Source organism: Pseudomonas putida (genome assembly GCF_003228315.1).
GTDB lineage: Bacteria > Pseudomonadota > Gammaproteobacteria > Pseudomonadales > Pseudomonadaceae > Aquipseudomonas > Aquipseudomonas putida_S.
The window spans coordinates 778,537-796,418 of the sequence record NZ_CP029693.1 but is presented as its reverse complement, the minus strand read 5'-3'; the positions used below and the strand labels follow the sequence as shown (position 1 = coordinate 796,418).

Here is a 17,882-nt window from a genome sequence, read left to right as displayed (position 1 = left end):
AGCAATGGCATGGGTGTTGGCGCTGACGCTAACGACAGCTTGGATTACTGCGAGGATTACAGGTCACCCGAGGAACGAGTTGGAACACTTTAAATCTGGCAGCTACGGCGCTAATCCGGGCCCTTAGTGGGTGGGAATACGCGCGACCGAAGCCAAGATTAGCCCCTCGTTTACAGGTATGGTTACGCTTTCACTCAAGGATGAACCATGGCCACGCATACATCCAATAACGCTCAGAAGCGCCTCGCAGTGTTGATCGACGCCGACAATGCCCCTGCGGCAATCGTCGAAGGCCTGTTTGAAGAAATTGCTAAGTACGGCGTCGCGAGCGTGAAACGCATCTACGGCGACTGGACTGGCCCTCATCTCGGCGGCTGGAAGAAAGTCCTGTTTGATTACTCGATTCAACCCATCCAGCAATTCGCCTATCCAAACGCGGCTTGGGCATCATGGGGTGACTATGATGCAAGACAGCTTGAGCGCGATGCTGCATTTGCTCGGCGCCCTTCCCTGCTCGAAGGCTTGCCACATTTCAATGCCAGGAAATGGCATGCCGGCCTATATGACAATCGACCGAAAGGACTTATGCAAACGGTGGAGTCGTTGGGCCTGAAATGGCAGGGTACTTATCATCGAGGAATCGACGATGCCAAGAACGTTGCATCCATCATTAAGGAAATGCTCGGCTGATTAAGTGAGCCGAGGCCATGGCCCGAAAGAGCGACCTTGCCATCTACATCACACCACAGCTATGCATTGGGCGAGGATGGCTAGGTTGATCCCTCTCTCTCACCCACATCACTCATTCAGACAACCCGCCCCCATTTTTGAGATTGAAAGTGGCTCAAAAAGCTAGCCGCGACTCACGTCGCGAACGAACGATGCCCTTCATGATCGACGCGTCCAGTTAGCCGCTCTCTGCAGCCTTCACTTTTAGTAGCAAAAATCAGAGCCGAGACAAAAGCAGCAGAAATTCATCGAGTCGACAGGCCTAAATCTGTTGCTGCTAAGATCGGTTGAGTACTCCGCACTTTCAGCTTTCTTTTGTTTTCAAATATAAGAACTCCGTTTTCTTTTTTTGGTTTCAAGAGGGCTGAGAAATTATTTTTTGGGATAGCGTCCGGGCGGCACCTTGTTTGCTAAAGGAGTAGTTATGAGTACCGATTCACAAAACCCCAGTCTCGACCTTCTTGCACCTGAGGAGGCCGTGGCTAAGGAGCCTCCACAGCTGGCGGAGGATGTGATTGCAGCGCCCCAGAACGCGCCACAAGGCCTGTTTCGACTGATGAATATCCATCTCATCGATTCGCTATCCCGCGGGCGAGTTCAAACGATGGGCATTGACGGAGGCATGGCGCTGACCGGGCGTAACGGTCGAGGCAAAACCTCCCTGCTCTCGCTAGCGCTACTGTTCGCAGGCGTTGAACCACGCGATGTGGTGTCGCAAGGCAAGGACTCGTTCATCGACTATTACTTGCCGAACCAAACCTCTTACCTCGTTTATGAGTACGAACGCCCGGATGGCACCCGACGGCTTGTAGTCGTGCTCAGCAACTCCACTGCCGATAAGATCCGATTTCGATTTGTGAACAGCCATTTCCGACGTGACATGTTTGTCACCGATGACGGTCAGTTCGTACTCAATAAGGAGTTTCGGCAGCGCCTGGTCTACCTGAAGATCCCACATGCAGAGAAGCTAGTAGACACGTACACCGACTACAGAGCGATCATCCAGGGGTGGCAGCCGCCGCATGTTGATCCGACGCATAGGCGCTACCTGTTCGGGATGGCTGATGTTTATGCGTTCACCACGTACAACCGACCACTGCGGCATCTAGAAAAGCTCACCAAGGGAATGTTTTCTCGCAAGGCCAATTTTGATGACCTTCAACAAGTGGTGGCCGATTGGGTTTTCGAAGGTAAGCCGTCCGCGGGAATTCAAACAGAACGCAAGCGTGTAGAAAACTGGCCTCGAGACTACAACGCCTACCAAAATATCATGAATATCACGCCACTGGTCGACGTCGCGAAGGCACACCGTTCTGATCTTGAAGCCGCCGAAGATGCCATCCGAGAGGTGAAGGAAAAGTTTATCTTCCTGCAAGACCATCTCTTTTTCACAAAAGCTCAGCGTGAAAGTGAGCAATCCCTCAAGCAAACGTACCTCGACGAAGAGACAGCGGCTCATGAAGAGAACGCCTTGGGACTAACCAAGGCCATTCAAAGCGCACGGTTCGATATCGACGCTTGCGACCGTAACCTCAAGGATATTGAAGCCGCCCGGCAGGACTACGAAAGCAAGGGCGTTGATGAGAAGCGTGCACGTGCGGCTCAAGCGGCAGTTTTTAACGATGAGCTCAGAAGCGTTGACACGAAACTGGATCTGGCCCTCGGCGCAGCTAGGGGGATCAAGGCCAAGTTCGACAAGCAGATCAATGAAGAGAACCGGCTACACAATGATTTCCGCGCTGTGGCCCTCGATAAAATCAACGTCCTCCGGGATGAGGCTCGCGAAGCTCAAGCGAAAATCGAGGGCGTCCACGCGGATGCGCTGAAGGTACTGGACGACTCTTCTTCCGATGAGCTCCATCGTCTAGTCGGTGAGGTACAGCAACGCCATGGAGAGCTGGCACGTGCTCAGGAGCGCGCAGCCAACCCACCGGTTGACCCTTTGATTCAAGCCGGGATTGACAAGAAAAATCTCGACCTTAGGGATGCGAACAAGGCGATTGGTACCTCACACGCATCAGTCGCTAATAGGCAGCGGCTTGTCGACGATCTCCAGGCTAAATCGTCCAAGTACGATGTGACGATCGGAGCAATCAAGCAATCCATCGCTCAACAAAAAGACCTGATTGAAGAGATCATACGAGCTCACACGCCTGACCAGGATAGCCTCCTCGCTTTCCTAAGAGCCAACCGTCCAGATTGGTCAGAAGACATAGCCAAAGTCATTAACCCTGGTCTCCTCCACCGTACTGATCTCCACCCACAGTTGACAGCTGTGTCTGCAAGCCTCTACGGGATTGCGCTTGAGCTGGAGTTCGTCGAGGCCACAGACGAGGCGGATGAGTCGAGGCTCCATGAAAAGCTTGATGAAGCGAACCAGGCTTTGGACGCGTTTCAAGTCCAACTTGAGCGAGCTATTGAGCAACAGATCGAGCTTCGAAAGTCGATCAAAATCGCTGCAGACGAACTGACACTGGCACGCTCCGCCTTGATGAAAGCCAACTCAGCTACACAGGCCCTAGAGAGAGAGGTCGATGAGCTGGACGCTCAACAGCGTAAAATGCTCGACGAAGCTCGCCAGCTTGCGCAAGCGCAAATGGTCGAATGCGAGCGCCGCGTCAGGCATGCCGAACAGGCTCACACAGAATTTATCGGACGCATTGCCAGTAAGAAACAGTCTCTAGTCCAGCAGCGTGAAAAAGATACGTCGGCGGTTAGTATCCAGCTCAATTCAGAGATAAGGGATATTCAATCCAGCATTGAGGCTCATAAACGTGCGTGCGAATCCAGCATCGAATTCTTCCTGGAGCAACAGAAGAGAGAGCTCGCTGGCGAAGGAGCAGATGTCAACGTCATTACCATGCTCGAAAACAAGCGCGAGGAGCTGTTGAAGACGCTTGAGGATATCAAATCGTGGAGTGAGCTCTTGTCCGAATGGCAGATCTGGAAAAAGCAGGTGCTTCCACAGATCTCCGTGCTCCAGGCTAAGAAAGAGCAAAGGCAGACAGACTTCGACCAAGACACCATCCGTCTTCAAGAGGCTACTGATGCTTGGATTCGAAAACGCGAGCAGGTAGTCGCCTCCATTAAGGAGTGTCGTTCGGCAATCGTAAGCATTGAAGGTCAGTTAGTGGTTGTTGCCAGCTGCCTTGAAGACCGGCTGAAATCCTACGTATCAACCAGTCGCCACGAAGCCTATGACACCGCATGGGAAGCCAATTCCCTGCGGGCGGCCATGATCACGTTTCAGCAACAGATCACTGAGTCCGAAGGGCACCTGCGGAAGCTCACCCTCAAGATGCGCACTGCGTTCCTCGAAGTGCCACATGCTGCCCCGTCGACCTACTTCCAGGATCGCCTCTACAACATCCGCACAGAAACCGGTGAAGAGGTGGATGCTCGTATGACGCTACGAGTCGTCGAAGACTGGTTCGCCACTGAGCATGATAAGAGCCGGCGTTTGTTGGTTGCAGATGCCAAGACCATCTTCGGCGAAATCCAAGGCCTTCACCGTGTGCTGCAGACATTCAATAAAAAGCTCTCCAGCTTCAATGCGTCTTTGCAGGAGCACCTTGAACACAGCTCGACCGTGTTCGACAACCTCTCAGAGCTGAAAATCTCGATCTATTCGGGTGTTGAGGAGCTCGACTACTGGTCTGTGATCACCAAAATAACCAATGACCGCGAGGAATGGACGCAAGAGGACAGTCTGCCCAGTGCAGATGCCGTTGCCCATCTCAACACCCTCCTCGCCATCTGGGACGGCAACCGCGGCATCAATGCTCAGTTCAAATCGCTGGTCAGCATCCGGGGCTCCGTGCGCGAACAGGGTAACTACCGCCAATTCCGCAATCGCACTGAACTTGAAAACATCTCTTCGAATGGGCTGAGTTACCTGGTACTCATCATCCTATTTCTCGGCTTCATCGGAAAGGTTCGCGGCAACGCCCCTGTCCAACTGACATGGTGTGTGGACGAACTCAAGGCCATTGATGCTGAAAACATCGTGTCGCTTTGCAACTACCTCGGGCAAAACAGAATCACCCTCTGCACCGCATTCCCCGATCCTGATGCTGAGACGCTGATGCTGTTTGAGCACAAATACAAATTGGATGCTGAACGACGCTTGGTGCAATGCGAACTCTCCGTTGAAGAGGAAGCAGGCGATGACAGCGAGCTCGAGCTCGCCTGGGAGGATGGAGAATGAGCATCTTTGCACGTGTGGCGACCGCGCTCATGGGAGGTGGGTTCATCTGCCAGATCACAGATTATGAAGGCCATCAGTTTTTGGCTAACTCAACACATCATGATGATCTCGATAAATACCTAAGGCGGATCGACCTAAGGCTAACGACGACCCGGGATGGCGGCGCGTTCTTCGCCGCCCACGCGGACATCGACGTCGAGGGAAAAAGAGATGCGAAGAAACGCTTCACTGAGGTCAAAAATACCCTACGCCCCATGGTGTCTTTCCTTGAACTGGTGATGCGCATCACTGGAGATGATGACTCAGTCGCTGCTGGCCAGGTTCTTAATCTCAACCAGATGATGGCCAGAATCTCGGAAAATCCGAGCTTGTATCTTCAGCTACGCCAAACAACCATCGACATCAACACAAAAGACGGCTCAGATCGTGAGCGCCTGAACAAAATCGTTAAGCGCTTTCAGAACGAAGGGTATCTGCTTCTCGTCAATCCAGAGTCAGAGATATATATGTTCACGGGTCGCATAGAGTGGCTCATGGAGGCCATTGAGTACCTGATGCTGCATGACGAAATTTCTGAAGAGGATAGCGAGTACGAAAAGAGAGCTGACTCATGAGCGCGCTCCAAGAGTCGGTGGTGAAGCACCTAGAGCTTCTTCATAAAAACCGTAACTTGATCGCCCAGATGTATTCCGCCGGCTATGTCACTCGAGACAATGAGAATGCTCGAGCGCTGACGAAACTTCAGCAGATTAGGGCCGTGCGTATCAACGCCGCTGTTGAGAACACCTATCGACTATCCCCTACCCTGAATCGCCTGCTCAACGAGGCTACGCATCGCACGAGAAACTACGACGTCTCGGCGGATTTTGGTGAGCAGATGGCACGCCTCGTCAAGCTTATGGACGATTACTCGGACGCCTGTTTGCAGAATCGCTTCGATGATTCGCTGCTGATTCAAGGTGACATCGACGCGACCTTATACGAAATGGCGGAGGCCATGAATGACTTCCTCCTCCTTGTCCGTACTGCCGCTGAAAACAACTTCGGCAATGTCAGTACCTACAAGGAAAAGGAAAAGCAGACCCAACACTACCTGAATCAACTTGAACGCATCCTCAAAGCGATGAGCATGTTCGATGGTGAAGCGATCCTAGAGGAACTAACCCCCCCAGAACGAGAGATACTCGAAGCTCTCTACCATAGCCATATCCTGGATAAGCTTTCCGAATGGCGCTCCAGGGCTGTCGACATCATTCAGGTGCTCAAGACCTACCTCTATAAAATCAGGACGGTCGCCCCTCGCGCGCGGCGCATTCGTGCTCTGCAGCTCTATCTGCAGAAGCATCCCGAATATGAGGTGCGCTCTCCTGATGAGTACCCTGAAATCCCGGAGTGGGCGTATCACCATGAGCCCCTGAAAATTCAGCTGGTACCTGACCTCGGGAATCAAGATATTCGGGACGCTTTGGTCGAAGTCGCAAAGAGCATTGAGAAGGCAGTCGCGGTACCCGCCAAGACACGAAAGCCAGGCACACTGGTCGATGAAGCTACACCGAAAGCGGCACTCATAAAAGGATCGCCACTTGTGGTGGTTAGTCAGCGCCTGCTCAACGAGGCAGCCAAGTCCTCTATCAAGATCTCGGCTGCAGGCTACTTCTTTCAAGCTGAGGAGACCAAGATCTTAGATCAAGAGTCATGCATGATGTGCTTCCTCACACTCGTCGAGAAACAAATCAACGCCAACGCGAAAATCATCAGACGCGTCGCAATACAGCCTGTCGCCAAGAGCGAAGACGATATCCTGAGCGGCAACGTGATCATTGAGGATGTCTTGCTATGCCAACGCTAGCACTCACCAAAAAGCTTATGTCTGTCTATCAGTCGGACGAACAGGACTTCCGACACAGCAAACTACTCGAAGACTTCTGCGAGGATTATGGTGTTGGGCGCCGGGTCGGATCTCTTTGGAGGTTCAGCCAGAGCGACAAGGAAAAAATCGCGACATACCTTGCGAATGAGGCCAAGGTCGATCCGAACCAATCGCTCGATGCCTGGGATAATGAGTCACGACATGGCGCTCTTAAGAAGGGCGGGGATGAGAAATACGCCAACAAACGTCTTCGCGGAAAGCGCGTTGCGGTGAAGTCCTTACCAGGCCGACCTTTACTCGTTGGCCTGACCCCGCTCCAACTTCCTCCAGGCGCCTGCCTAGATCTCGATCGCCATTGGGTGGCTGAACACTCCGGCCATGACAGCGTTTTGCTAATCGAGAACTGGGAAAATTTTGAACTCACCCACGAAACACCTCTGCTCGAGCAACTGCCTGGGAATCCGTTAGTGGTGTTTCGAGGTGCACCAGGCAGCTACAAGACCGACAGTAGCCAAGCGTTGCTCGCAGACCTGAAGTTGCCTGTGATTGCCTTCACCGACTATGACCCAGAGGGTCTATGTATCGCTGCCACCCTACCCGGTTTTTCTCGGTACCTTGCTCCATCAGATAAATGCCTGACGATACTCATGGGCGAGATCAACACCGAGCGACGGTACCAGAAACAGGTTGCGGGGAAGCTGGCATTCCTCGAAAGCTTGACCGACCCAGAGCTGGTTCGGGTCTACCGGATCGTCCGTAAGGCGGGTAAGGCATTGCCACAGGAAAAGCTGATCGGCCTAGAGCTGGCTTGAGCAAACCTCGTCGTTTAATCTATCCACCAAGGGCACTCTAGCCACTGCTATCGGTAGCCCCCATCAGGAAGCGGCTCCCTCCGGTGTCACGAAGGAAGGTTATTAGGTGAACCAAAAAGTTCTCACCGCTCGTGAGGTGTACCAAGTGCTTCGCGAGGCTGCATCAGGTACTCGTCCACTGCGTCAAATCGGCGCTAAAGTTTTCGACACGCCGCATTCCGGCGTGATGACTATCGACATCGAAGGTTGGCTGATCACCGTATCGAGGTGGCGTGAAAAGATCAGCCATTGTGACAGCTGTTTCAGTCCGAACGGCCGTAACTATGACTTCCAATCACCGCTCAACCAAGACGCTGATCCCGTGGCACTTCTGATACCACATGAGCTTGAGCAATTGGAGGCCAAGCTCTCCGCAGTTGAGCACGATATCTCAAACCCATCAGCAAGCTGCTGATGCTGTTTAAATGCCCAGAAAAATGCATCGTGAGTAAACCTTCCTTGACTACTCCATTTTCCGTAACCAATGAAACAATGGCCATTAGCAAATTTTTTTGCCTAAGGCTTGGCGCCATTCAATAAAAAGGGCACCCCATTTCGGTGCCCTTTCAGGGACTGATTTCCAGTGAAGCCTAGCCGTTTCGCAAGGCTTCTAACCCGTTATCCATAGCAGAAGCTGCATCCACGATGGCACGCACTGCCGCGCGATCGAATTCGTGGTCTCGCTGTGAGTCATGTGTGCCGCCGTTCAGGTAATGCCACTCAATAGATGTCCCGCTTCTCTGGAGCAGCGCATCCAGCCCTGACAAGATTGACTGTAACCCTGGCGCATGATCAGGGATGCGGCCCAGAGCAGCTCGAAGTTTGATGCACTTGTTATTCAACTCCCAATTGGCTCTCGGGCCAGAAAGTTTCAACTCCAGCTTTCCATCGTACCGTTTCCCTAGCCACGTCCAGGCACGATCAGTCAGGCTCTCAATCGCCGCACGTGAATGGCGTAAAGCATCTCGCTTCTCCTCTGCCTGCACTGAGGCCTGGGCCAGTGAGACGTAGTTTTTGGTGGGGGGATCTGTATCAATCCGAAGGTGGTGTTCACCTTGATGAGGGAGGAATCTGTAGCGGCGAATTTGTGCTGACCGCTGCGCCCCCAGCTCTTGCTGAATCCGATGCAAAAATTCCTCTGCATGCGAGGTCAATATCACCTGCTTATCGTCGAGCAAACCACGTTCGAAAAAGGTTCGCCAAATACCATCACGGTGCTCATCATCAATCGCGTTAACTACATCGTCGAAAATCACGACAGGGCAACTTTCCGCCAGATTCTTGGCAAGAAGAATAGCTAAGCCGAGGCACCGAATGTGCCCCTCGCTCAGTATCATCAGCGCATCGAAACGTTGGCCTGGCTGGCATACGAATTCGATCTCAATTTTTCCGTTCTCGGCTAATGGAAGCCAAAGAGCATGAATCTGCGCCGCTGGAGGATCCTCCCGGTTGAATGAGTTGTAGAGATCACGTGCGCTCTCCCCTAATCCCTGCAGCAATTGGCCAGGAAGAGCAGCAAGATATGCCTGTAGCTGTGGGAGGTAAGCGTCATAGGCCGCCTTAATTCGTCTATGGTGCTCCACCACCTGCGCTTCCCGGCCGACCTCAGCGATTAGCTGTTGGTTGTCTTCTTCAAACTGGGCGATGGTTGCCCTCGCTTGCTCCACATCAGTGAGGGCCTGGGATCGCAGCAAGCGGCAGCGCTCAATTTCAATTCTGAAACTATCAAGTCGCTCACGCTCTTGTGATAGCGCCTCTCTTTGCTCGACGATCTGGCGGGTGTTGCCATCTGCTTGCTCAACCAGGTTGGCTAAGCGTAGCAAGGCACACCAGGCCCTTCGTTCGTTATCAATCCAGACTTGAAGCCACTGGCCGCTGCCGATTTGTGGGAGCTCTGGGAGCAGGGACGCTTGAAGCTCGGCGTTGCACACCTGTGCCGCTGCAGCACACACCCGTTGCATCTCAGCGAGCAGTGAGCGGAACGCCTCATCCAGCTCACTGGCGGCATTTTCAGCCCGTTGTTGTAGAGTCTTGAGCTCAGCGAGTTCCGCGAGCCCCTCCCGCGCACGCTCGAAGGGATTCTGGTTAACACGATCCAGAGTAGTGCCACACGCAGGACATTCTGTTGCTCCTTGCGACAGCTGCAGCAAGGCGTCATAGAGATTCGAGTACGAGACGTCAGCAGCTCGAGCAGCAAGTGATTGCTGGGCTGATTGGCTAGCTTCAACATGCCGGTCGACTTGACTCAACTTTTCATCCAGACCTCCGGCCGTGCATCCATGGATCACGGGGATCGGTGACTCTAGGGCACTTCTTAAATACGCCAGTCGGCCCTGTGTACCCGTCGTTCCAAGAATCCAGTCGCTGCATGCCTGATAGGTATTACCAGCATGTATTCGTGCTGCAAGCCCTTCTTCCTCTTGAGTTACAGCTGCGAGGCGTTGTTCATGGTTGTCGATTGTTTGCTGGGAAGCGGCGACTTGGTTGCGTCTCGCGTCAAGTTGCAAGGCCTTGAAGCCCGCGATGTTCAAATTCTCATCAAGGTTAGGGTTGAAGCCACGAACGAACTCACTGAACTGATCGACGCCAAACAACGTAGCAATCAGTTGACGCTGGTCTCCTGGAGTCCTGGCGGCAATTCGATCGAAGTCATCTAGGCGGTTCTTCTCCACGAAACAAAAACGGTACTCTTCGTCGCTAGTCCTTAATGGGCCAGTCTCTTCGTCATTCACCGACGCAAAAAGCCGAGGAGCCACATGTCGACCTAAACGAGCGTTATTGCAGTAGGCTCGATGGTCGAAGCGCTTCGCTTCAGCTTCACTGATAGAGCCAAGCATTGCTGTCTCAAGCGCCTCGAAGAAACTGCTTTTTCCTGTGCCATTTGGCCCATAAACCAAAGTAATGTCGTGGCTCAAGTCGAAGACTTCAGCTTCCATAAACCCCCGGAATGGGCCTACCTCTAAGCGCTGAAGACGCAACTGTTGACGGCCACTAGGAGCGTCCTGTGCAGCATCCTGCGATTGGGGATCGATACCAAGTAGATGTTGGACTGCAAGCGGCGCTAACCTGACAGATCGTGCCCGCCTATTGGCACCGACCTCTGCAAGTTGCGACAGCTGACTCATAACCAGATTGGCCATTCGGCGCACATCGTCATGCACTTGCTGGTTAGCGAGGTGCCCCAGGAACCGCTGATACTCTGCTCTTAGACTCGACATACACGCTCCTTATGAACCCAACCCGCCTCATGCCCCCTTCATTGGGTAGCTGACAGTGGAGCGTAGTCGGAAAAATTAAGTGATATCCGAGCTCACCCATCACATCCGTCATCAGCGCACACACTGTGGGCTAATCGTCCGCGAGCAAGGCTGTCTCACTATGCAGCTCGACAGCTTCTGCCGCCGTGCCCGGTTTGCATTCGTGTTGTGTCGCAACGCCTTGAACCGAGACAGGTATAGAAACCGTTCCGCCCTCACCTACCTACGAATCGATGCAAAGTTGTACGGCAGCTATCGAGATGAGGAATGGTTTCAAAGCCTGGTGGCCCATGACTCGGTTATCCATTGCGACTTGACGAGCGTTGGTGGTGAAACATGCCAGAGCAATTGCGTGAGGTTGAAACTACCCTTTTCACTTGCACTTAAGCTGACGGGACGCCGTTTACCCTCTCAGCAAGTGGCTCCAGTCCTAAGTAAATCATTGAGCTCACGCAGTTCAGGAGGCATTTGCCATTCGAGGATTAGCCTATTTAGACCCTAAAACGCGCTACCGTCTCGTGCAGTGCTCCTGCCATCTGCGCCAGCTCCGAACTTGCTGCTTGGGTTTGCTGGCCACCCACCAAGACTTGGTCTGACACATTACGAATCCCCACCAGGTTGCGATCGACCTCTCGCGCAACCAGGGCCTGCTCCTCCGTGGCACTGGCGATCAGTAGGTTGCGCTCATTGATCTGCGAGATCGAATGGGCAATTTCTTCCAGTGCATCGCCGGAGCGTTGCGCGACTTCCAGGGTCGACTTCACCAGGTGACTGCTGCTGTGCATGGCGCTAACTGCATGCTCGGTATCAAGCCGAATACTACCAATCATCTGTTCGATTTCTTGGGTCGATACCTGAGTACGATGAGCCAGCGCCCGCACCTCGTCAGCGACCACCGCAAAACCCCGACCGGCATCGCCGGCACGTGCTGCTTCAATCGCCGCGTTGAGAGCCAACAAATTGGTTTGCTCTGCGATGCTGCGAATCACATCAAGCACCGAGCTGATTTCTTGCACGCCCGTGGCCAATTGCTGGATGCGCTCCGAGGTATCCGTCATGCCCTCTGCCAGCGCCCCTATCGAGGACACTGTCTCTTGAACTTGCTCACGGCCGCGTTGCGCGGTTTGCTCGGACACCCGGGACGCCTCGCTTGTGCTGACTGCATTGCGTGCGACCTCGTCGACGGCCGCCGTCATCTGATTGACCGCCTCCGCAGCCTGCTCAATCTCCAGACCTTGCATCTGCAAGCTGCTGCTGGTCTGGCTACTGACCGCGCTCAGCTCCTCGGACGAACTGGCCACCCGTTCGACCGACGCCGCGATGTGTTTCACCATCGCGTTCAAGCTTTGCTGCATCTGGTGCATGTTCATCATTACGCTATCGTCAGCACTTGCATTCAATGGCACCTGAATCGTCAGATCACCCTGCGCGATTTGACTCAAGACCCGCGCTGCATCAATTGGCTCCCCACCCAAAGGTCGAGTGACACTACGCGTCACGATGACTGCTGCGACGATTACTGAGACCAGGCAGAACATAAGCAATCCCAACATGTTCAGTCGCGCATCGTTGTATAGCGCCTGTGCCGACTTTTCGCGATCGGCAAAGATCTGCCCCTGCAGCAGCATCACGGAATCCAGGCTTTTATAAACCTGCTGTTCGGCGGGGACGACGTGCTGTTTCAACTGCGTCATCGCGGCATCAAAAGCACCTTGCTTGATCATCACCTGCACTTGGGTGAACGCAGAGACGTATGCCTCGCGGTTCTGTTTCAGGGCAGCATAGCCGACCTTGCCATCCGCTGTGTCGAGCAATAGTTCAAGCGTTACGAGTGCTTGGCTGATTCGCTTTTTAGTGGCATCAATCGCCTCCTGCGCTTGCTGGTTCTCCTTGTCGATAAGCAAATCTCTAGTGTTCCTGGCGTTGTCCCGCACGCCTGTGGCAATAACCATGATCGGATCAATTTTCGGCCAGTCCTGTTTGACGATCACCATTGCCTGGTCTTTCAGAGTTGCCAGATCGTGCAACGCATAAAAAGTCAGGCAAATCAGTACCACCGGCGCAATTGCAAACCCGATAGCAATACGTCGAGCCGTGGTTAACTTGGCCATATCAAATGCTCCCTGATTTATTCCTGCCCAATGGGCATCCACATTTCATAACGACAAGACCCATGAACCCTATATGCGCAGCATGCTCGGTCACTCAGTGCCCGCGAATATAGTGTTCCAACTGTCGTATCAGGTCGGCCTGCTCGACGATGGCCTCTTTCACCAGATCACCGATCGACAGGAGACCAATAAGTTGATCGCCATCCACCACTGGTAAATGGCGCAGATGTCTGTCGGTCATGACCTCCATGCAACGCTCAATGCTCTGCTGACTTTCTGCCGTCACGACGGGAGCGCTCATGATGGCCCTGACCGGCGTACCGACAGAGGATCGCCCTTGGAGAACGACTTTGCGTGCGTAATCGCGCTCGCTGATAACCCCCACCACCTGCCCACCCTCAATCACGGGGAGTGCACCTACGTTTTTTTCAGCCATCATTTTCAGCGCCTCATACACCATCTGATCCGGCGCGATGCTATGTACCTGCTGGTTTTGCAAGATCTTCAGTTTCAGCAATTGTGCGGCTGTTTTCATGAACGGCTCCGATGCTAATTGCGGATAAAAAAATGCAAAAAAAAACGCCTGAAACCATATGGGTTCCAGGCGCCTTTGCCTGTTCTTTTGCAGTGTTAAAGCCAGAGCTCCACGTCTCAGGCACCCACGTTGTTCAGGGACTGTTCGGCACATCGATCATCGTTGACCGAGGAGGTGTCCAGAAGAAAACGTGGCAGGTAACCCTGAGTAAATATTGCAGCCTTTGTGCCAGCCGGCAGCATAGACACTTCATCTCTTCGGAAGTCCAAGCTCCCACGCTGTAGATGGTTCACGGTGACTGCACTTCAGTCGAGTTTCAGTGGTGTGAGCAGACATGCTGAGAAAGCGAATTACCAAGGTCAGTAAATCAATGAGGTTTGGGCTAATGGAGGCGTAAGCCAATCGCGTCGCTTCCGACTGGTGCACGTTGTTATGCATAGAGCTTTACAACAGTGCATGCCTTGGTTGATTGGATAGTCTCATCCGGACAAATCTCTCCCTTCAGCATGGTCATGGTCAGCATGCTTTAGGAGCCGTCGCCTGACCAAGCCCTACTCAAGAGATTATTGACCGTACATGTGTGAGGTTTTAACAACCGGACGGCTATTCACCATGCAGTAAAGAGTCCCGGCCAACACCAACCCCATCGCCCAGCTGATGTCCGCGCCCAGCCAGTTCGCTACGAAGCCGGTGTAGAACGAAAGCTTCATGAAGGGAATGGTGCCGATGATCGAAACGGCATAAACCGCCAGGGTTCTCCGGTTGAAACGTCCGTAGCGACCCTTAGCTTCGTACAGGTCACCTACTTCATAATGGCCTCGGCACACCCAGTAATAATCCACCAGATTGATCGCGCTCCAGGGAATCAGCAAATACAGCTGACCAATCAGGATGTCCGCAAAGAACGTGTCAAAGCGGTACTGGGTGGCTATGGCGATCAGGGTAGCGACTACGGTCAATACGGCCATCACCGAGGCTTTTGCTGAAGCCGTGACGTATTTGAGCCCTCCAAAGGCTCCGAATATCGTGACCGAAGACATGTAGGCGCTATACAGGCAAAGCACGTTGTACTGGATGACGCCAAGAGCGATCACGCCCAGTGTCAACGGGGCCCAAGGGCCAAACAACGTGGCAATAGCGGTTGCAGGGTCGTGATTGAGCGCGGCAGGTATAGCCACCGCCAGTAAAGCGCCTAATGCCATCATGGCAAAAGAGCCTAGTGCGCAGCCGCAATAGGTTGCCCAGAACGTAGCGCGGGTGCTTACGCTTGCAGGGAGGTAACGCGAGTAGTCCGCTACGTATGGCCCGTACCCCAATGTCCAGGAGGCGGCCTGCGCGATGACCAGATTAAAGGCCGCCAGCGTGAAACCCGTACCTGAAACCGTTATTGATGCTGCATCACTCGGGTGTAGCAGGATTAAGGCCAAGGCGGCTGCAAACACTAGGGTCGATAGCAGGCTCATCCACGCCCCCAGACGGTGGATCAGCTCATAGCCTATAAAACCAATAATGAAGGTCAGAACACCGACCACCGCAATGGCCATGTCGTCGCTTATGGGCACCAGCGCCTTTAAGGCATCACGCATCAAGACGCCGCTGGCGGCGAGAAATAGCACCGCCGCCGTGACCATGACCAGGAGCGGCACCGCAGCCCCATACACACCGAACTGCGCTCGGCTCTGGATCATTTGAGGAACGCCCAGGTGAGGGCCTTGGGCGGAATGCGCAGCCATGAATACGGTGCCGACCAGATTGCCAATCAGTAGGCCCAGCAACGTCCATCCGAAGCTTAATCCTGAGGCGATACCCAGCGTACCGACCATCAACGCTGTCACCTGAAAATTGGAGCTGAACCAAATGGTAAACAACCGCCGTGGGGTACCGTAACGTTCAGTGTGTGGGACAAACTCGATACTGCGCTTTTCCAGCTTCACAACCGCCTCCCGATTCATTTTCTTGATTATCAGAGGGGCGTCGATAGCATACTGGCCCAACTACGAACGCTTCATAGCTGGTAGCGCCATCACATGCCGTACTGTCGGCAAGAGGTTTACTGGGTGGCAGCGGCTTGACTTCCCAGTCCCGCTAGGTGGGCAGACGTGCCAACACGTTATCCAAATAGGCGTGCACCATCAGAAGGTCGCCCATTCGCGCCAGCGCCTACAAAAGCCAGGTAATGACTAGCGATTTACTGTAGGGGGGGCATGCCGCAGCGGGTGACCGGTAAAACATCTATCAATCGAAAACTCAAAAGAGGCGCCTCCTCATGGGGCTTACGAAAACAAATCAGGTTTTGCGCCGTGATTTGAAAAGCGCTGCGCTAGCACTCGAAGACGCAGCCCAAGACATGTTCAGAATGGCGAAGCAATACGGTGATGCCGAGCTGCTTGCAGTCATGCATAAGATCGAGAGGCTGCACGAAGAGGCAGACCGTTTAAATGGATATGCAGACGAAGTTAAAGACGGGAGAATTTTGCGAGCCGCTATGGCATAGCTTTCAAGGGGGATCTTGATAGCTGCGACTCAGAACAGTAGCTAAATCGATGAACTGTCAGTCATCCAGGTGCTCGGCCAAGAAACCCACGAGCGCGAGTGGGCTTTGTGCGTCAATTACCTTGTAAATGAGATCGCGCTTACCTCGTGGCAGTTTTTTAACCACGCTTTTTGCGGAGGCCCTGACAGCTTCGTCTGTGCCATGTATGCGTGCGGCTAAGAGCAGCACAATCGTTGCGTCGGTAAGGTTCATCGCAAGCCCCCAAAAAGTATCCTCAGTTTACTGGACACCCCCCTTCTCCCGCAAAACTCCTCACTAGGTTGCGTCTTCGCCGAGCAAGGTCATTGCAACAGGTTGCTCGATCCTACCAAAAGGTTAGGGAAACTACGCTGTCGGAGCCAGTCACGTCAGCCCGCTGTGTAGAAATATGTGGATCGCCTAATTGGTTGCTGAGTAGAAAAAACAAAGCCCCGGAGGTTCGCGGCTCCAGGGCTTCTATTTTCGCCTCCATCCCTTAATGGTTTGACGAACGTGGCCAGGACACTACCAGTGTCGTTTTGATATTTCACTACGACTTTGGATAAATGTGTTCGATCAGCGAGCCGGGCCCCTTGGCCCGAAGAAGCGACCTCTCCATTTACGTCACCCCGCAGCTTAACTATGGGTAGGCGATGCCACACACAGAATGGTTTGAACACAACCTACCCTCCCACCTCCTGCGAAGTCTCTGTCCTCACGCAGAGAAACACTGAGCCCTGTCATAAATTGTTTCAGCTAGAGCCCGTCCCGTTCTTGAAATCGTCTTCTTCTGCCGGTACTTGTAGGACACCAATCTCATGCTAGGAAAGCGACCATGCAAGCTAGATTCAGGGTGATTGAAACCACCACACTGGACGATGGAAGCAAGCGATACAGGGTCGTTGATCTTGTAGAGGGAGGCTCAGCCAGCAAGCATGGGGTATTCAAGGTTAGGACGGAGGCAGACGCTGTTTGCTCGACTTTGAATGCTGAATATCCGAAACAGTTGGGAGGGCGTGATGCTGAACCGCGCAGAACCTACTGAGCCGGTGCAGTAGACCTTACTAAGGAGGCATTGACCCGTGGGAGATTTGATTGGTGAGTTGGATGGTCAGCTCCTTGATGGCTTAGACTTTTGTGCTAAAGCCTATGCATTGTTCGAGGTACTGAGAGCAGAACCTGGTGCCATTGAGCGCCTACGATTCAGGACGGGCAAGGATGAGAAACGTCTTCTAGATGAGATCTTACCAATCTGCCGCTATGTCCAGACCTACTACAGGCCAGGACGCTACATTTCCGTTCGCTGGGTCAACGGACGTCAGTCCTACGATGCTGAGTTAGTCCAGTCCGGAGACTATGTCACTCAAGGATACTACGAGCAAAAAGCTTTTCTCGAGATCACTAGCGCAATGCATCCAAACGAATACTGTACGTGGGAGTTGTTGAACCAAGGAAAAACTGCGTTTGCCCCAGAGGGGATCAATGCAAAAAGAGGAACGTCTCTAACGTCGGAACCAGTGGTTTTCACCAATTCAGAGCATGTGCTCGGGTTTGCTCCAATTGTCAGTTCTTCCATCAGAAAAAAAATGGCAATTTCATATCCAGAAAACACTTCGTTGGTTGTTCAGTGCCACCTGAATAGCTTGTACGTGCCAAGCGATTGGCAATTGCTCGTTTCTGAAGTCGAGCGTGCAGTAGTCGCAACACCATTTTTCGAGGTGCTTCTGATCGATAGTCTTACGCAGTGCGCAACTCCATTGGCATTGCAGGCACTTTAATTCAAGCATTCCTATCTTCCGTCTTTCCCCTG

Annotated in this window: 12 protein-coding genes and 2 pseudogenes; 8 read left to right on the top strand and 6 right to left on the bottom strand. The window is 53.2% G+C overall.

The genetic code is table 11. The features are described from left to right. Positions 1–207: 207 nt before the first annotated feature. From DKY63_RS32925 to DKY63_RS03545, 6 genes and pseudogenes are all read left to right on the top strand, one after another. A pseudogene (locus DKY63_RS32925) lies at positions 208–429 on the top strand (NYN domain-containing protein); the annotation flags it as partial. A 724-nt stretch (positions 430–1,153) separates the two neighbouring features. Then, complete coding sequence (locus tag DKY63_RS03565) at positions 1,154–4,936, top strand: ATP-binding protein (protein WP_110962856.1); 3,783 nt, start codon at positions 1,154–1,156, stop codon at positions 4,934–4,936. Beyond that, complete coding sequence (locus DKY63_RS03560) at positions 4,933–5,550, top strand: condensin complex protein MksE (protein WP_110962855.1); 618 nt, start codon at positions 4,933–4,935, stop codon at positions 5,548–5,550. Before DKY63_RS03565 ends, DKY63_RS03560 begins: the two co-directional genes overlap by 4 nt. Further along, positions 5,547–6,785 (top strand): hypothetical protein, encoded by a 1,239-nt coding sequence (locus tag DKY63_RS03555; RefSeq protein WP_110962854.1) that lies wholly within the window; start codon positions 5,547–5,549, stop codon positions 6,783–6,785. Before DKY63_RS03560 ends, DKY63_RS03555 begins: the two co-directional genes overlap by 4 nt. Then, positions 6,773–7,618, top strand: a complete 846-nt coding sequence (locus DKY63_RS03550; protein WP_110962853.1) for a DUF7281 domain-containing protein — start codon at positions 6,773–6,775, stop codon at positions 7,616–7,618. Before DKY63_RS03555 ends, DKY63_RS03550 begins: the two co-directional genes overlap by 13 nt. 106 nt (positions 7,619–7,724) lie before the next feature. Next, complete coding sequence (locus tag DKY63_RS03545) at positions 7,725–8,072, top strand: DUF7693 family protein (RefSeq protein WP_110962852.1); 348 nt, start codon at positions 7,725–7,727, stop codon at positions 8,070–8,072. 175 nt (positions 8,073–8,247) lie between these two features. On the opposite strand, the gene DKY63_RS03540 is transcribed toward DKY63_RS03545, so the two are convergent. The 5 genes and pseudogenes from DKY63_RS03540 to DKY63_RS03520 form a co-directional block, all read right to left on the bottom strand. After that, positions 8,248–10,875 (bottom strand): AAA family ATPase, encoded by a 2,628-nt coding sequence (locus DKY63_RS03540; protein ID WP_110962851.1) that lies wholly within the window; start codon positions 10,873–10,875, stop codon positions 8,248–8,250. A 530-nt stretch (positions 10,876–11,405) separates the two neighbouring features. Then, complete coding sequence (locus tag DKY63_RS33015; protein ID WP_430523174.1) at positions 11,406–12,110, bottom strand: methyl-accepting chemotaxis protein; 705 nt, start codon at positions 12,108–12,110, stop codon at positions 11,406–11,408. A gap of 387 nt (positions 12,111–12,497) precedes the next feature. Then, positions 12,498–13,025: pseudogene (locus DKY63_RS33010) on the bottom strand (MCP four helix bundle domain-containing protein); the annotation flags it as partial. Positions 13,026–13,119: 94 nt separating this feature from the next. Next, a complete protein-coding gene (locus DKY63_RS03530) occupies positions 13,120–13,560 on the bottom strand; it encodes a CBS domain-containing protein (RefSeq protein ID WP_110962849.1) in 441 nt (146 codons plus the stop codon). Positions 13,561–14,123: 563 nt separating this feature from the next. After that, positions 14,124–15,494: a purine-cytosine permease family protein gene (locus DKY63_RS03520; protein WP_110967829.1), complete on the bottom strand. Its 1,371-nt coding sequence runs from the start codon at positions 15,492–15,494 to the stop codon at positions 14,124–14,126. Between the two features lie 332 nt (positions 15,495–15,826). Here DKY63_RS03520 and DKY63_RS03515 point away from each other — a divergent pair, with 332 nt between their 5' ends. Beyond that, positions 15,827–16,054: a hypothetical protein gene (locus DKY63_RS03515; RefSeq protein ID WP_110962847.1), complete on the top strand. Its 228-nt coding sequence runs from the start codon at positions 15,827–15,829 to the stop codon at positions 16,052–16,054. A 57-nt stretch (positions 16,055–16,111) separates the two neighbouring features. Here DKY63_RS03515 and DKY63_RS32550 read toward each other — a convergent pair whose 3' ends face one another. After that, positions 16,112–16,306, bottom strand: coding sequence for a hypothetical protein (locus DKY63_RS32550; protein ID WP_110962846.1), 195 nt, complete (start codon positions 16,304–16,306; stop codon positions 16,112–16,114). An 848-nt stretch (positions 16,307–17,154) separates the two neighbouring features. Between DKY63_RS32550 and DKY63_RS03500 the strand changes: the two genes are divergently transcribed. Then, a complete protein-coding gene (locus DKY63_RS03500; RefSeq protein WP_110962844.1) occupies positions 17,155–17,850 on the top strand; it encodes a hypothetical protein in 696 nt (231 codons plus the stop codon). Positions 17,851–17,882 lie beyond the last annotated feature (32 nt).

What these genes read in the sequence shown, in the direction of transcription:
- DKY63_RS03565 (WP_110962856.1), top strand. Translation starts at nt 1,154, where the DNA reads ATGAGTACCGATTCACAAAACCCCAGTCTCGACCTTCTTGCACCTGAG.
- DKY63_RS03560 (WP_110962855.1), top strand. Translation starts at nt 4,933, where the DNA reads ATGAGCATCTTTGCACGTGTGGCGACCGCGCTCATGGGAGGTGGGTTC.
- DKY63_RS03555 (WP_110962854.1), top strand. Translation starts at nt 5,547, where the DNA reads ATGAGCGCGCTCCAAGAGTCGGTGGTGAAGCACCTAGAGCTTCTTCAT.
- DKY63_RS03550 (WP_110962853.1), top strand. Translation starts at nt 6,773, where the DNA reads ATGCCAACGCTAGCACTCACCAAAAAGCTTATGTCTGTCTATCAGTCG.
- DKY63_RS03540 (WP_110962851.1), bottom strand. Translation starts at nt 10,875, where the DNA reads ATGTCGAGTCTAAGAGCAGAGTATCAGCGGTTCCTGGGGCACCTCGCT.
- DKY63_RS33015 (WP_430523174.1), bottom strand. Translation starts at nt 12,110, where the DNA reads ATGACGGCGGCCGTCGACGAGGTCGCACGCAATGCAGTCAGCACAAGC.
- DKY63_RS03530 (WP_110962849.1), bottom strand. Translation starts at nt 13,560, where the DNA reads ATGAAAACAGCCGCACAATTGCTGAAACTGAAGATCTTGCAAAACCAG.
- DKY63_RS03515 (WP_110962847.1), top strand. Translation starts at nt 15,827, where the DNA reads ATGGGGCTTACGAAAACAAATCAGGTTTTGCGCCGTGATTTGAAAAGC.
- DKY63_RS32550 (WP_110962846.1), bottom strand. Translation starts at nt 16,306, where the DNA reads ATGAACCTTACCGACGCAACGATTGTGCTGCTCTTAGCCGCACGCATA.